Source organism: Pedobacter sp. TM02, assembly GCF_059705275.1.
In genome coordinates this window covers 3,157,058-3,169,665 of sequence record NZ_AP046530.1, presented here as the reverse complement: position 1 = coordinate 3,169,665, position 12,608 = coordinate 3,157,058, and the positions used below count along the sequence as shown (strand labels likewise).

The 12,608-nt window shown below is 44.1% G+C and carries 12 protein-coding genes; 2 read left to right on the top strand and 10 right to left on the bottom strand.

From position 1 onward, the window contains the following. Positions 1–25: 25 nt before the first annotated feature. The 9 genes from AC6H1S_RS13470 to AC6H1S_RS13430 form a co-directional block, all read right to left on the bottom strand. Entirely contained in the window at positions 26–469 is a 444-nt protein-coding gene (locus AC6H1S_RS13470) for a hypothetical protein (RefSeq protein ID WP_233165970.1), read from the bottom strand. Between the two features lie 6 nt (positions 470–475). Next, positions 476–1,096, bottom strand: coding sequence for a hypothetical protein (locus AC6H1S_RS13465; RefSeq protein ID WP_199141346.1), 621 nt, complete (start codon positions 1,094–1,096; stop codon positions 476–478). A 123-nt stretch (positions 1,097–1,219) separates the two neighbouring features. Next, the gene (locus tag AC6H1S_RS13460) at positions 1,220–1,771 is read right to left on the bottom strand and encodes an RNA polymerase sigma factor (RefSeq protein ID WP_199141345.1); all 552 of its coding nucleotides are present in this window, start codon (positions 1,769–1,771) and stop codon (positions 1,220–1,222) included. A gap of 119 nt (positions 1,772–1,890) precedes the next feature. After that, the gene (locus tag AC6H1S_RS13455; protein ID WP_497563940.1) at positions 1,891–2,850 is read right to left on the bottom strand and encodes a transketolase family protein; all 960 of its coding nucleotides are present in this window, start codon (positions 2,848–2,850) and stop codon (positions 1,891–1,893) included. Between the two features lie 76 nt (positions 2,851–2,926). Further along, complete coding sequence (locus AC6H1S_RS13450) at positions 2,927–3,772, bottom strand: transketolase (RefSeq protein ID WP_497563939.1); 846 nt, start codon at positions 3,770–3,772, stop codon at positions 2,927–2,929. 94 nt (positions 3,773–3,866) lie between these two features. Continuing rightward, positions 3,867–4,331 carry a thioredoxin-dependent thiol peroxidase gene (gene bcp, locus AC6H1S_RS13445; RefSeq protein WP_497563938.1) on the bottom strand — a complete coding sequence of 155 codons (465 nt, stop codon included), beginning with the start codon at positions 4,329–4,331 and terminating at the stop codon, positions 3,867–3,869. 146 nt (positions 4,332–4,477) lie between these two features. Beyond that, positions 4,478–6,232: a M23 family metallopeptidase gene (locus tag AC6H1S_RS13440; protein ID WP_497563937.1), complete on the bottom strand. Its 1,755-nt coding sequence runs from the start codon at positions 6,230–6,232 to the stop codon at positions 4,478–4,480. A 5-nt stretch (positions 6,233–6,237) separates the two neighbouring features. Continuing rightward, complete coding sequence (locus AC6H1S_RS13435) at positions 6,238–6,849, bottom strand: fumarylacetoacetate hydrolase family protein (RefSeq protein WP_199141340.1); 612 nt, start codon at positions 6,847–6,849, stop codon at positions 6,238–6,240. Positions 6,850–6,877: 28 nt separating this feature from the next. Next, positions 6,878–7,324 (bottom strand): T9SS type A sorting domain-containing protein, encoded by a 447-nt coding sequence (locus tag AC6H1S_RS13430; protein ID WP_199141339.1) that lies wholly within the window; start codon positions 7,322–7,324, stop codon positions 6,878–6,880. Positions 7,325–7,595: 271 nt separating this feature from the next. Between AC6H1S_RS13430 and AC6H1S_RS13425 the strand changes: the two genes are divergently transcribed. Then, positions 7,596–9,578, top strand: coding sequence for a KUP/HAK/KT family potassium transporter (locus AC6H1S_RS13425; protein ID WP_497563936.1), 1,983 nt, complete (start codon positions 7,596–7,598; stop codon positions 9,576–9,578). A 435-nt stretch (positions 9,579–10,013) separates the two neighbouring features. On the opposite strand, the gene AC6H1S_RS13420 is transcribed toward AC6H1S_RS13425, so the two are convergent. Further along, positions 10,014–11,966 (bottom strand): amino acid permease, encoded by a 1,953-nt coding sequence (locus AC6H1S_RS13420; RefSeq protein WP_199141054.1) that lies wholly within the window; start codon positions 11,964–11,966, stop codon positions 10,014–10,016. Between the two features lie 406 nt (positions 11,967–12,372). Between AC6H1S_RS13420 and AC6H1S_RS13415 the strand changes: the two genes are divergently transcribed. After that, positions 12,373–12,606, top strand: a complete 234-nt coding sequence (locus AC6H1S_RS13415; protein ID WP_199141051.1) for a hypothetical protein — start codon at positions 12,373–12,375, stop codon at positions 12,604–12,606. The last annotated feature ends 2 nt before the right edge of the window (positions 12,607–12,608 follow it).

Genomic DNA, 12,608 nt, shown 5'->3' with positions numbered 1-12,608 from the left:
GGATTCTTTTTTAATCGTTCATTTTTTATTGTCTGGGATGCTGCCCCCTGTAATTGTTCAGCAGCTCCTTTTTAAAGGCTTCCTGTGCCCTGTAAAACTTGCCAACGAGTTTAATCGGCAAATTCGACTTGAACTTGTTGTAGTACTTGCGTTCGATGTTGAGGTCTTTTTGCCTAAAATCGAAATCGTTTAAAATCAAGCTTTGTATTTCGGTGTCAGATAAATCGTCAATCTCCTTGATTTTTCTGAAACTGATCATTTGTTGCATACGCTCTTTTCTCAGCGTACTTTGCTCTCTGGTATAATCGTTGTAGATCGGCCAGAAAATCTTGGCCTCATCGGCCGAAAGATCGAGCTTGGTTGTTAGCCAGGTTACTTTGTAGGCTTCCATTTTCTCGTCCATTCTCAGACCCTGTGCCAGGGCCAGTGTTGGAAAGAGCAATAAAGCGATAATTAAATTCCTCATCATTAATTTTTATAAGTTATTCGACAAATCACTCGATGAAAAATGATTTAGGATATAGTTTTCCATTTCTGTATCTGAAGCAGAAGCGTTGGCATTTTGGCCTTCCTCCAAATGTTCGATGATTACACTTTCGTCGATGTCATAAAGCATTTGTTCGTTGGCTAATTCGATTTTGCGGTTTTGTTTAATGGTATGCTGCTGGTTCAGGTACAATCCGGAAGCGGTTAATACAATAAAACAGGCCGCCGAAACGTATCTCATCAAATCAGACTGCCAAAGCCTGATTGTTTTCGGTTTCGATTTGCTCGCTACGGTTTGACTTAAAATATCGGCCTGCAGCTTTTCAAAATAACCTGTTGGGGTTTTAAAGCCATCTGTTGCCGTCAGTGTTCGAAGCTGGTCTGTCGCAATACGGTCTTCGATCTGCCAAGCCAAATCCTCAAAATAATTTTGCGGAACGGTAAAGCCCTGATCTTCTTTTTGCATCAAACCCTCAACAAAAACCGATTGATTGATATGCAATTGCAAGTGGTCAAAATAATTCTCCGGCACACGATATGGCGTAGTTCTTGGCAAGCCGGCTAAAAATGCCGCTTCCTTTTCCCATTCCATATTTTCATTGTCTTTCATCTTCTTTTTCGGTTATGAAGCCCTCATAAGTAGTGGATGATTTTTAATCGAAACTCATGAGGGTTCCATTATTTTTATTCATCACGTATTATTGATGGTTTTTATAGCAAAAGGTTTAATGCCTCAATCTTCATTTAATAAAATACTTTCTATTTTTTTGACGGCGATGTGAAAAGAAGCCTTTAAAGCACCAACGCTGGTACCCAAAACCTCCGATATCTCGTCGTACTTCATATCGTCGAAATACTTCATGTTAAAAATAATACGCTGTTTCTCTGGTAGTTTCAGTACGGCTTCCTGTAGCTTGCGTTGGATTTTGTCGCCATCGAAATAAGTTGAGGAAGCCAGGCTTTCGGCCAGTTCGTTGCCCACATCGTCAAGCGAAACATTGTTTTTGAGCTTTTTCTTATTCAAAAAGGTGATGCATTCGTTGGTGGCAATGCGGTAGATCCAGGTGTACAGTTGCGAATCGCTCCTGAAATTGCCCAGGTTTTTCCAAACTTTTACAAAAGATTCCTGGACCAGATCATCGGCATCGTCATGGTCGATTACCAGCCTGCGGATGTGCCAGTATATTTTTTGCTGGTATTTTTGAAGGAGCAAATTGAAAGCCTCGTTCCGCGTCTTTTCAACACCAAACTTTTGCAGTATCTCCGAGTCTTCAGCTTGTTTCATTGCAGCTAGGTAGTTGACGATAGTTTTTAAACGCTTTTAACGGGCTTAATATACAACAAAGGCACAAAGTTCACAAAGCTTATTTTCTTTATGCACCTTGTGCCTTCGCCAAGTTTTGATCACTGGGCTTTTCTTTTGATTACTTTTTGAGCAGCGGCTACGATATCAGCCGGATCCAATTTGTACTTGGTCATGAGCTGGTCTGGCGTAGCGCTTTCGCCAAAGCTGTCGTTTACGGCAACAAATTCTTGCGGCGTAGGCAACTCGGTGGTAAGCAGGCGGGCAACGCTCTCGCCCAAGCCTCCATATTTGTTATGTTCTTCGCAGGTGACCACGCAACCTGTTTTCTTGACTGATTTAAGGATGGCTTCTTCATCTAAAGGCTTAATGGTGTGGATGTTGATGATTTCGGCATCGATACCCAATTCGGCCAGTTTCTCGCCGGCTTCTATGGCTCTCCAAACCATGTGGCCAGTGGCGATGATGGTTACATCGGTTCCTTCGTTGACCATCCAGGCCTTGCCGATTTCGAATTTTTGGTCGGCCGGGGTGAATACCGGAATAACCGGACGGCCAAAACGCAGGTAAACGGGTCCTTCATGCTCCATAATGGCTAAGGTAGCAGCCTTGGTTTGGTTGTAGTCGCAAGGGTTGATCACGGTCATGCCCGGCAACATTTTCATCAGGCCGATATCTTCCAGGATTTGGTGGGTTGCGCCGTCTTCGCCTAAGGTTAGCCCAGCGTGTGAAGCACATATTTTTACGTTCTTACCCGAGTAGGCAATAGATTGACGGATTTGATCGTAAACCCTGCCAGTAGAAAAGTTGGCGAAAGTACCTGTAAAAGGAATTTTGCCACCAATGGTCATTCCAGCAGCGATGCCCATCATATTGGCTTCGGCAATACCTACTTGTACAAATCGCTCGGGAAAATCGTTGGCGAAATCGTCCATTTTCAAAGAGCCTTTTAAATCGGCGCAAAGAGCAACTACGTTTTCATTGCGTTTGCCGGCTTCATGCAGGCCCGCTCCAAAACCTGAACGTGTATCTTTTTTTTCGGTGTATGTGTATTTTTTCATTATAATAAGTATAGGGTACGGCGTATTGCGTATTGTGATTTAAGCTCTATACGCATTTCTCAATACGCCATACGAATTAATAATCTCCAAGGGTTTCTTTAAGTTGCGATAAAGCTACGGCCAATTGTGCATCGCTTGGGGCAGAACCGTGCCATTTGTGGGTGCCTACCATAAAATCGACGCCATAGCCCATTTGGGTACTCATCAAGTTTAAGATCGGCTTGCCTTTTCCGGTTAAGGATTTGGCATAGTGCAGGGCTTTTACAATCTGCTCCATATCGTTGCCGTCGGAGGTGATGACATGCCAGCCAAAAGCTTCGAACTTGGCTTGAAGATTTTCTAACGAAAGCACTTTCTCGGTTGGTCCGTCAATCTGTTGGCCGTTGTAATCAATGCTGGCAATCAGGTTGTCTACCTTGTGGAAAGGCGTAAACATAAAGGCTTCCCAGTTTTGTCCTTCCTGCAACTCGCCATCGCCCTGAAGGGTATAAATCAGGCCTTTGTCGTTGTTCAGTTTTTTGGTAAGTGCAGCGCCGATGGCTACTGAAAGACCTTGGCCCAACGAGCCGGAGGCCACGCGGATGCCTGGCAGGCCTTCGTGGGTGGTAGGGTGACCTTGTAACCTAGAATCAAGTTTTCTGAAAGTAGCCAGTTCGCTTACTTCAAAATAACCAGATCTTGCCAACACGCTATACCAAACCGGCGAAATATGTCCGTTTGAGAGGAAAAATAAATCTTCGCCAGTACCGTCCATGGTGAATTTTGGCGAGTGGTTCAGTACCTCGTAATATAACGCGGTAAAGAAATCGGCGCAGCCTAAGGAGGCGCCCGGGTGTCCAGATTGAACGGCATGTACCATTCTCAGCACATCTCTTCTTACTTGCGAGGCAATGTCTTCTAGTTCACTAATTGTATGTTTCATTAAAGTAAAATTGTTATGGTAACAAAGGTAATCTTATTATGGTTGCTAAGGTAGAAAGTTGAATTTAAAAACACTAGTTAATGGGTAGAATTTATTATTTGTTTAACAGTTCAAGTACTTGGGCCGTTGGGCTTTTGGTGTCTACCTTGGTAATGATGTGTTCGATTTTGCCGTTTTCGTCGATGACGAAGGTGGTGCGGTTCGTGCCCATGTATTTTTTGCCGTACATGTTTTTTTCGCCCCAAACGCCATAGGCTTCTACAATGGCCTTGTCGGTATCGGCCAGGAGCGTAAAGGGCAGGCTGTGTTTATTGATGAATTTCTGGTGCGATTTTTCGTCGTCTACGCTCACGCCAAGCACTTCTATGCCCTTAGCCTTCAATCCCTGGTAATTATCCCTGAAATCGCAGGCCTCGGCGGTACAGCCAGGCGTATCGTCTTTCGGATAAAAATAAAGCACTACTTTTTGTCCTTTAAACTGGTTGAGCGAAACGGCGTTTCCGTTTTGGTCTTTTGAAGTAAATGCCGGAGCTTGATCTCCGATTTGAAGTGTTGCCATGTTGAGTATTTTTTAGGGGTTAAATCGATAGTTAATAGTCTACAGTCCACAGTCGATAGTCCATAGTTGATAGTTTTCGGTTCGCAGTTTACAGTTGGCGGTTTTTGGTTGACAATCTTGGGCCAACCTGCTCATCAGCCCATGCACTATCTGGTAAATTCGATGGCGTAACGTTTGGTATTGCCTTTCATATCTTCAACAAGCAACTCGAAGCTATGTTTGCCTGGCGTTGTTCTTTCGTCGAAAGTATGCCAAAGGCTTGCCGTTTTGGTGTCGAACTCCATCAATATCCATTTGCCGTCAATATAGCCATTAAAACTCTTAATTCCCGAAAGGTTGTCGCTAATCCTGAAGCTCATTTTACTTAACTCAGACATATTCTTGCCCGGAGCAATATTTACCGGGACAATGCTTGGGGCAACGGTATCGATGGCGATAAAGAAACTGCCAAAACTGCGGGGCGTAGCCTTCACATAGCCGTTTTCAAAATAGCCACCTTGCGATGAGCGGTTGGTGTTGACAATCAATGCTTTGTTCTGGTATTTGCTCAGGCTGCTGTCGGCCTTGATCCAGATTTCGAAGCCGGTGTGGAGCGGTGTTTGGCTGTTCTGTACCTGATGTACGGCCGAAAACGCATTGTGTGTTGGCTTAGGCAGTTTTTTGTAAATGAAATTAAGGTCGTTGTATAAGGTGCCCTTCGGCAAAATAATCTTTACGTCGTCGCCATTGTATTCGTTGGCTTTGTTGTACGGAAAAGGGATGCCTTCGGGCGAGGCTGGCGTATGGATAACGGCTTTAGGGTCGGCCAATACATTAAACTGCAGCGTGCTTTTGTTGCCTTTCGAATCGCTGATGATATACTTTAATTCGTGCAATTTGCCATCGTTGAAGGTCATGCGTCCATTGTTGACCAAATTGCTGTAGATCTGCAACGGATTGCCCGGATCTACGAAGCTTTTTTGGATGCTTTTCCGGAGGTTTAAAAAGGCAGGATAATCAATGTGCGAATTGATGGCCTTACTATTCTCAAAGCTAAACCGTTCTAATGCCGATGTATAAACCAAGGCGCCATCTAATTCTAATTGGATGGAGTATACGCCATTAAGACCCGAGAGGCCGTTGTGCTTATCGGTAGTGATGATGCCGAAACCTACTTCGCCACTTAAATGGATAGTGCTTACCTTGTTGATGTTGTATTTTCCGTTGCCTCCCACTACCTGAAAATATTGTTTGGGCGTAAATTCGTTAAAAGGCTTTCCATTTAAACGGTATACATACATCGAATAGATAACTGGCGGAATATTGTCTGGTATTTCGATGCCTAACAACTGTGGGTTAATGGTGGCTTCGGTTTTGCTGTCGCGCAGCTCGAAATGCAGGTGCGGTCCGCCAGAACTGCCGGTATTGCCCGAATAGGCAATGATTTCGCCTTTACGCACCGGAAGCAGGTCGGCATTGGGAAATTCGTCTATTTCGTACGATTTGTTTTTGTATTGGATGGCTTTTACCTGTTGTGCAATTTTTGGACTGAAACGAGAGAGGTGCCCATAAACAGAAGTAAAGCCATTGGGGTGCACAATGTATAAGGCTAGGCCAAAACCGCTGTTCTGTACGCGTAGCCTCGAAATGTAGCCGTCGGCAGTGGCATAAACCGGGTAGCCGATGCGTTGGTTGGTCCGAAAATCGATGCCCGAATGGAAGTGGTTGGCCCTCAGTTCGCCGAAAGATCCGGCCAAGGCTGGTGGCACAATATCCAATGGCTGCCTGAAATCGGTTAGGGGATAAACGTTGCCGCTAAAAACCTGTTGCGCCTGGGTTTGTAGGCACAATAGCAAGAACAGGACAGTTAAATAAGAACTTAGGGACTTTGGCAAGTCCAAAATATTTTTCAAATGAAGCATCGGTATTATTTAATGTGGAAATTGAGTAAAGGTTTGCCTTGCAGCCAGGCTTCTAAATGATCGCCTTGTTTTACCCGGCCAACACCTTCGGGCGTGCCCGTAAAAATGAGGTCGCCTTTTTTAAGGGTGATGTATTGGGAAACAAAGGCAATGATTTTTTCGAAAGAGAACAGCAAATTGCTGGTATGTCCATTTTGGCGCGTTTCTTGGTTCACCTGTAGTTCGAACTGCAACTGGTAGGGGTCGCCAAATTCGGCCTTTGGGGTAAAGGAGCTAATGGCGGCCGAGTTGTCGAAAGCTTTGGCCAATTCCCATGGCAAGCCTTTTTCCTTGAGTTCGCTTTGGATGTCGCGGGCGGTGAAATCAATGCCCAAGCCAATTTCGTCGTAATAGTTGGCTGCGAATTTTTCGGCAATGTGCTTGCCTTCCTTGCAGATTTTAAGCACCACTTCCAATTCGTAGTGGATGTCTGTTGAGAAATCGGGGATATAGAAAGGCTTGTTGTCTTTTAAAACAGCCGTATCGGGCTTTAAAAATATAACAGGCTTTGTGGGAATGGCATTGTTCAATTCTTTGGCATGCGCAGCATAGTTGCGGCCGATGGCAATAATCTTCATGAAACAAAAATAAGAAACAAATAGGGAATTACAGTACCGAAATCCGTTTAACTACCTGCTCTCCACCGGCAACGATCCTCAGAAAATAGATGCCAGCATTCAGTTTGTTTGGAATGGTATAGGTTTTGGTCTGTTCGCCTGCGGGTGTGCGTTCGTTGGCCAGCACCAGTACGTCGTTGCCTAACAGGTCGGTGATTTTAATGGATAATGTGCTTTCGCGGTCTAGGCGCAGACTGATGTTGAGCTGTTCGTTTACCGGATTGGGGTAAAGTTTAAGCACGGTTAATATTTTGCCCGACTTAACCGTAACGCCGGTATTCGTATTGGCGCTCGAAAGGTTAAAGGCAGGCTTGTAGGGCTGTATGTTGGCTTTGATTACAGGTACACGACTTACCGTTTTGGGCTTTGGTTTTAGCGTAATGGCCGTTGTGTCTATTTTTTGGGCAAAAGCAGCATTGCTCAAGAAAGCTACCATGCAGCATGTGCATAGTACGCTCAGGGAGAACGCTATTTTCGACTTTAAATTCATGTTGACTGCTGGCAAAAATATAAATAATTAAACAAAGAAATCAAACATTTTGTTGATTAAATCAATATTTAACAATATTTAACACCGCTGCTATTTTTAATTTTTTTGACTTTTTTTTGAGCAAAATATGGGTGAAAAATATTATAGACTTAATCACAATTATTTAATTAATTTTGCAACTCAATTTTTAGCAATTCAAGTCATAAAAATTTAGCACGTGTCAAGTCATAAAAATGTGAATGCCCTTACTGCAGGTGGCGTTTTGATTAGTTTGGGAATTGTTTTTGGCGATATCGGTACTTCACCCTTATATACCCTCAATGCCATTTTTACCACTGTTTTGGGAATAAAGGATGGTCAGGTAACTAATCCCAACGGTATTACGCCTGCCATTGTGCTGGGGGTATTGTCGTGCATCATCTGGACGCTGACCCTGCAAACCACCATCAAGTATGTAATTATTACCCTCAGGGCCGATAACAAGGGCGAGGGCGGTATTTTTTCGCTGTTTTCTTTGGTGCGCAAAAAGGCCAAATGGCTGGTTATACCGGCTATTGTGGGCGGCTGTGCACTGCTTGCCGATGGTATTATTACCCCAAGTATTACGGTAACTTCGGCCATAGAGGGCCTCACCAATAAATTTGAGCACATTCAGGTCATGCCTATTGTGATTGCCATTTTAACCGTGTTGTTCGTTATCCAGCAGTTCGGTACCAATTTGGTGGGCAAGCTTTTTGGCCCGGTTATGTTTGTATGGTTTGCCGTATTGGGTATTCTAGGCATGTCGTTTATTGTGAAAGACCTGAGTATTTTCGCTGCCTTGAACCCGTATCATGCCATCAACTTGCTGGTTAGCCATCCGAAGGCTTTTGTGATTTTGGGCGGTGTTTTCCTATGTACAACCGGAGCCGAGGCCTTATATTCGGACCTGGGCCATTGCGGCCGGAACAATATCCGCATCAGCTGGATTTTTGTGAAAGTTATGCTCATTTTCAACTATTTGGGTCAGGGTGTTTGGATTATCCACAACATGCGCAGCTATGTGCCCAGCTCAAAGGTGAATGCCTTTTTTCAAATCGTTCCGGGGCAGTTTCAGATCCCGATGGTGGTATTGGCTACCATGGCAGCTGTTATTGCCAGTCAGGCTTTGATTAGTGGTTCGTTTACGCTTATTTCGGAAGCCGTGCGGCTCAATTTATGGCCAAAAATACGTATTGTTTATCCTTCGGTTACCAAGGGACAATTGTATGTGCCGTCTATCAACTGGATGCTCTGGATTGGTTGCTGCGGAATCGTATTTTTCTTCGAGCGCTCTGAAAGAATGGATGCGGCTTATGGCCTCTCTATCACCATTGCCATGCTCATGACCACCATATTGGTTACTTATTACCTCAGGAGCAGGCGGTTTCCGCGGTATTTGGTTATTACTTTTATTGTAACCTACGTGTTGATCGAAGGAACGTTTTTGGTAAGTAACCTGCACAAGTTTTTAGAAGGTGGCTGGTTGACCGTATTGCTGGGTTCGGCCTTGTTTACGGTGATGTGGGGTTGGTATGTGGCCCGGAAAATCAAGAACCGTTTTGTAAAATATGTCGATATCGAAGATTATTACCAGATTATCAAAGAGCTGAGCGATGACATTTCGGTGCCTAAGTATTCGTCGCAATTGGTGTACCTCACCAGTGCCAATTTTAAAACAGAAATCGAATCGAAAATCATTTATTCCATTATCCAGAAAGAGCCTAAACGGGCCGATGTGTACTGGTTGGTACACGTAGATGTAATGGACGAGCCGTATACGATGGATTATAAGGTTGAATTCCTTATACCAGGCAAACTGATCAGGATCGATTTCAAATTGGGCTTTAGGGTAGAGCAACGCGTAAACCTCTTGTACCGCAAGGTGGTTGAAGAACTGGTTAAAAATGGCGAAGTAGACATTACCAGTCAATACACCTCATTGAACCGTCATAAGATTGCCGGCGATTTCCGCTTTGTGCTTTTGGAAAAACACCTGTCCAAGTTCAGCAAGCTGAGCTTCTACGAACGTAGCATTATGAATTACTACTTCTTGCTGAAACACTTCGCCTTATCGGAGGAAAGCAGTTTTGGCTTGGATTCGAGTTATGTTGACGTAGAAAAGGTACCGTTGATCTTTGTAACGCCAGACGATATCGAACTGAACCGATTGGCGGTTTAGCGGGTTGCGGTTAACAGCTCAGTTATCAGTTTGTAGTTGCCAGTTTGCAGTTGTCAATCCAAAGTGGAATAGAAAGCTGAACGGCAGATCAATCTTTTTTCCTTAAATATTCGCTGAAAACGTTGTTGGTGTATTTGTCATTAAAACCAACAACGGTAATTTCCTTGAGCCTGATTTTTGTAGGTTTTTCATCGAGATAGCCTTCTTTGTCAAAGCTATGGATAAGGACGCTCTTCTTTTTTACTTTAACAATAGAGCCAATCTAAAAAAAGTGTTTGTCGCGCTCGTCTTATACCTTGTAATTTCGGTATTTATAGTCTTGCTTTTATCTTATCTTAACCCATGGTCAGCTTATACAGCTTTAACCCTGAATAGCCTTTTGCTTCTACCTGGTTTTTTCTTTTCTATGAGAGCTCAGCTTTTCGAAGATGGTCACTACTGATTAATTGTAGCCTGGCCCAATTTACTGTGCCTATAGCCGTATAAGAAGTAAATTACCAAGCCCACAACCAGCCAAATGCCAAAGCCGATCCAGTTGGAAATACCCAGCTCGCACATCATGTACAAACAGCAGATCAGGCCCAATACCGGAATGAGCGAAAGGTTTTTGGTGATACAGAAATAAGCAATGATGACACAGATGAACAAGAAAATCCACATCGGAATTTTATGCTTGAACAAAGACCAGCCACTTTCGTATTTCTTAGCATGGGAGATAGAAGATTTAGCCATGAAATCGTCGTATTGCGCAGGCGTTAGGCTGTTGAGGTAAGCCTCGGCATCAATCTGTTTACCTTGCAAAACCACAGGATTCGTGCTGATTTCCCTTTTAACCGTTTCCAGTTCCTTTTCGTTTAGGGAAGTGATAAAGGCAACTGGTCCGTTTACTTTGGTTTCGTTGGTGATGAAAGCCATGGTTTCGGGCTTAAATTTAGTAAAGGCCACTGCCAGAACCGCAATGAAAGCTATTGGAATAATAAACTTCGAATTCACATAGGGAATCCTGAATTTGCCGCGTTGTACATCGGGTTTGTTTTGCAACACCAAAACGCCTGCACAAACCAATACAAAGGCAAATAGGGTGCCGATAGAACAAAGATCGGTTACGATGGTCAGGTTCATGAACAACGATGGTACGGCTACCACAAAACCTACCACGATGGTGGCAAACGAAGGTGTTTTGTATTTGGGATGGATCTTAGAAAACGATTTTGGCAATAAGCCATCACGACTCATGCTCATCCAGATACGTGGTTGGCCCATTTGGAATACCAGCAATACGCTGGCCATGGCAAAAACGGCACTTACGGCAATAATCCCGCTCATCAGTTTCAGGTCTATCTGATCGAAAACAAAGGCCAATGGATCGCCCACGGCTAAGCTATCAGATCTTACAATGCCGGTCAGTACCAAGGCAATGGCGATATAAAGTACCGTACAAATGATAATGGCCCACATCATGCCGCGGGGCAAATCGCGTTGCGGATTTTTGCATTCTTCGGCCGTTGTAGAAATGGCATCGAAGCCGATGTAGGCAAAGAAAACCGCCGAAACCCCTTTTAGAATACCCGAAACGCCATTTGGCGCAAAAGGATTCCAGTTTTTGGTATCGATGTAAAAAACGCCCACGGCGAGCACCAATAAAATCACGGCCAACTTCACGACAACCATGGCATTGCTGGCGTTTCTCGATTCTTTCATGCCTCGGTAAATGAGCCAGGTAATGAAGATAATGATGGCCAAAGCCGGCAGGTCGGCCACCAAATGGAAGCCTCCAATTTGTGGTGCGGTAGTCCAGGCATGGCTGGCTATACGTGTAGCCTCGTCAAGATTGGTTACGCTCTTGCCCGCACTTAAAAGCGCCTCGGCATGTTTATGACCGTTTAAGGCCGAGAGGTAGTCCATGGTGGCCCAATCGGGAATGTTGATGCCGTTATCTATGCCCAGGGCAGGTATTCGTATGGAGGAGAGCAGGCCCGTAAAGTAATCGGACCAGGAAATGGCCACCGTTATGTTGCCAATGGCATACTCCATGATAAGCGACCAACCGATAATCCAGGCCACCAATTCGCCAAAAGCTACATACGAATAAGTGTAGGCACTGCCCGAAACGGGTACCATCGAAGCAAATTCGGCATAGGCAAAGGCGGCAAAACTACAGGCTACTGCAGTAAAAATAAACAGAAAGATGACGGCCGGACCGCCATCGGCGCTGGCTTTGCCAATGGTGCTGAAAATACCGGCACCAATAATGGCAGCAATACCAAAAGCAGTTAAATCTCTTACGCCTAGGGTTTTGTGCAAGGCGTCGCCATGATCGCCATAGCCTTTTGCCGCATCTTCTAGAATTTTACTGATAGACTTCTTCCTGAATAGTTTTTCGAACATTTGTTGCTTGGTTGTTTTCCCAAACATAAAAAAAATATGCTTTAAATAAGAAGGCTTGTATAAGAAGGTTACACTAAATCTTCTTCTTTTATGGCTAAAGCAATCTTTTTGGAAAATCCTTAGGCCTACGGCAGGAGCGAAGTAGTTTTAAAACGCCTAAGCCAACGAGTTGAATTGCTTTTTGCACGGTCATGTGTATGCCAACGGGCATGGAACCTGCTATCAATTATTTGGTAATTTAAAGGATTGTTTTAACTTTATAAGAACAAAAATTATCTGATAGTTAAGTGTTTGCGATAAAGCGGGTAAACAGCTTTATAATCAATGAAATTATAGGACATAGATGGCTTAGCAGACTGACGTGTAACATAATTGTCTATTGTTTATAACCTAAAACTTAAAAAAGATGAGAAAATCAGCTCTTAAAAGCAATGCTTTGAAGCAAGGTGAATTGCTTACCCGCGATCAAATGAAAGATGTATTAGGCGGTTCCAGCCAATCGGAATCAATAATTTGCCAAATTGCGCTGTGTTCGGCCACCGACCAGCACGGCAATTATTTTGATGGCCTTTGCGATAGGGATTGCTATTGTGTTTCTCCCGACGGCATGTCTTCGCCTGAAGGATGCGGCCGATGGTAAGT